Source organism: Bacteroides sp. AM54-2NS (assembly GCF_003602935.1).
Classification (GTDB): Bacteria; Bacteroidota; Bacteroidia; order Bacteroidales; family Bacteroidaceae; genus Bacteroides; species Bacteroides xylanisolvens.
This window is the reverse complement of the sequence record NZ_QTMZ01000116.1, coordinates 1-2108: the sequence shown is the minus strand read 5'-3', so window position 1 is coordinate 2108 and position 2108 is coordinate 1. Positions and strand designations below refer to the sequence as shown.

Annotated in this window: 3 protein-coding genes and 1 pseudogene; all 4 read left to right on the top strand. The window is 37.8% G+C overall.

Translation table 11 applies throughout. From position 1 onward, the window contains the following. Positions 1–488 precede the first annotated feature (488 nt). Positions 489–1043, top strand: coding sequence for a hypothetical protein (locus DXA05_RS25990; protein ID WP_021935591.1), 555 nt, complete (start codon positions 489–491; stop codon positions 1041–1043). Positions 1044–1176: 133 nt separating this feature from the next. Beyond that, positions 1177–1545: a helix-turn-helix domain-containing protein gene (locus DXA05_RS25985; RefSeq protein WP_004320284.1), complete on the top strand. Its 369-nt coding sequence runs from the start codon at positions 1177–1179 to the stop codon at positions 1543–1545. Positions 1546–1588: 43 nt separating this feature from the next. Then, the gene (locus tag DXA05_RS25980) at positions 1589–1930 is read left to right on the top strand and encodes a helix-turn-helix domain-containing protein (protein ID WP_004320277.1); all 342 of its coding nucleotides are present in this window, start codon (positions 1589–1591) and stop codon (positions 1928–1930) included. Between the two features lie 2 nt (positions 1931–1932). Further along, positions 1933–2108 (top strand): annotated as a pseudogene (locus DXA05_RS25975) (mobilization protein); the annotation flags it as partial.

The window sequence follows — 2108 nt, the reverse complement described above, 5'->3', positions numbered from 1 at the left end:
ACGCAAATCTACGCAAAAGTAATTGACAAGAAGAAAGATGAAGCTACAGAAGCTTTTAAGTTGGACATAGATGAATAGTGATTATCATTTGTAAGCACTTAGTATAGAAGACCACTTGTATCAATAAGTCCTTTATTGTACAGGTGGTTTTTAGTGCCTTTCATTTTCATCATTCTATGTAATGATGCTATTGTTTTGGCACTTTAACCTTTCGTGGAAACCAAACATTTATAACAATAAACAGATAAAAATGAAAAAAGACAGCCTTTTTTGGCTTCTCTCTTTTTGAAGAGAGCAAGCGTGTCCACAAACATGTGGAGTGTACAGAAGACTTCTACAGAGAACTGTATGAGTTGTTTGAGATCGCAAGAAGTTGGTATCTTCAAGCTGAAAAGAATCATATGAAGACAGAGTACTTCATAGAACTATTTGAGCGCAGTCACCAATATATTGACTGTGATTGTGCACGTTGTAAGAACTCGCGACAGATGGCAATTGGCATTATTGGTACTTTGTTTAGAGACTCTAAGTGTGTGTCAATAATCAAGAAAAAAGAAGATTATTCCAAGCAGGAACTTATTGAGTTGTTTCTTCAACATGTGGGTACTGGTCTGCCAATCCTTACCCGAAAGAAATCGTCCATCCTCACTTTGGGATGCCAATTGTCAGACAGACAGATGGATTTGTTGGTAGAACTTGTCCAAAGTCACGACATATTTGATTTTGCCGACAACAGTGATGTGCGTAGCGAGTTGTGTCGCCTATTCAAGTGCGACTTGGACGCATCTATCCGTGTAAAGAATGTACGTAATGTAGCCGTACTGTTTGACGCTATGGCTCAATACCATTTGATAAACAATAATTGGCAATATGTCATGGGAGAAGGTCGCTTCTTAACCAGTATCAAAAAGGACGGAACAGAGAAATTCATAACTTCGAGTTGTCTTTCCTCTTCTCTTTCAAGGATAAGAAGAAACGTTTCCATGACAGCAAGTCAATATGCCATCTGCAAATCCATCGAACAGATATTAAGAGAGGAATAAATCACAATAATTCTGCTAAATGCAAGTAAAAACGTGATAGTTTGGTTGATACTGCCTTACTATCACGTTACTTTTTCTATTTAGTGACAGTCTCCCCATAACTTTGCATCAAAAATCATAAAAAATAATTAGCATGGAAGAAAATAGTATAAGATTTGAAGATATTCCCAACGCTATAACGGGGGTACTGAAAAAGCTGTCATCATTAGAAGACAAGATTGATGGTATATATGAACTTGTTCAATCAGAAAAAGAAGAAACATGGTTTACGGTTGCTGAATTATGTGCTTATCTCCCAACACATCCGGTAGAGCATACCATATATTGCTGGACAAGCAATCGGGAAATACCGTTTCACAAGAGAGGCAAACGCATCATGTTCCTCAAATCTGAGATAGATGAATGGCTTCAAGGAACCAAGGGCAAATCGAAGAACGAGATTCAAAGAGAAGCAGAGGAATATGTACTATCTACACAAAGAAAGAATAGACGGCTAATATAACCGTGCTACTGTCTGTAAACAATTTAATTAAGGTACGTGACACATGAATGAAAGACATTTTAGACTCTATGAGCGAATTGTCGCAATAGAAGACAGTTTGGAGGCTTTGGGACCTATTGACAAACTAATAGAGCGAATCGAGGAATTGGAGAAGATGGTCAAGCAGACCAAAACCGTCTTGGGGTTTGACGAAGCATGTAAGTATATTGGTGTTTCTGAAAGCCTGCTATACAAACTTACAGCCGCAAAAGAAGTTCCACACTATAAGCCAAGGGGAAAAATGCTGTATTTTAATAGAGAAGAAATCGACAAGTGGCTGCTCCAAAACAAACAAGAGATTATTGGAATGGTAACGAAAACAGAAATTAATAATCCGAAAGAATGAAAATGGAAGAAAATAACAAACATGTACAGCCTAACTCAAAAGAGGAAGGAGTACAGCGTCTCAATCGCATATTGAGCGAATCGTTGATAAAGGCAACAGATACTTATAAAACACCTCCTCAGATTATATGGGTTGATAATTCCAGCATAGCCACATTGGGCAACTTCAGTGCTTCTAC

What these genes read in the sequence shown, in the direction of transcription:
- DXA05_RS25990 (WP_021935591.1), top strand. Translation starts at nt 489, where the DNA reads ATGGCAATTGGCATTATTGGTACTTTGTTTAGAGACTCTAAGTGTGTG.
- DXA05_RS25985 (WP_004320284.1), top strand. Translation starts at nt 1,177, where the DNA reads ATGGAAGAAAATAGTATAAGATTTGAAGATATTCCCAACGCTATAACG.
- DXA05_RS25980 (WP_004320277.1), top strand. Translation starts at nt 1,589, where the DNA reads ATGAATGAAAGACATTTTAGACTCTATGAGCGAATTGTCGCAATAGAA.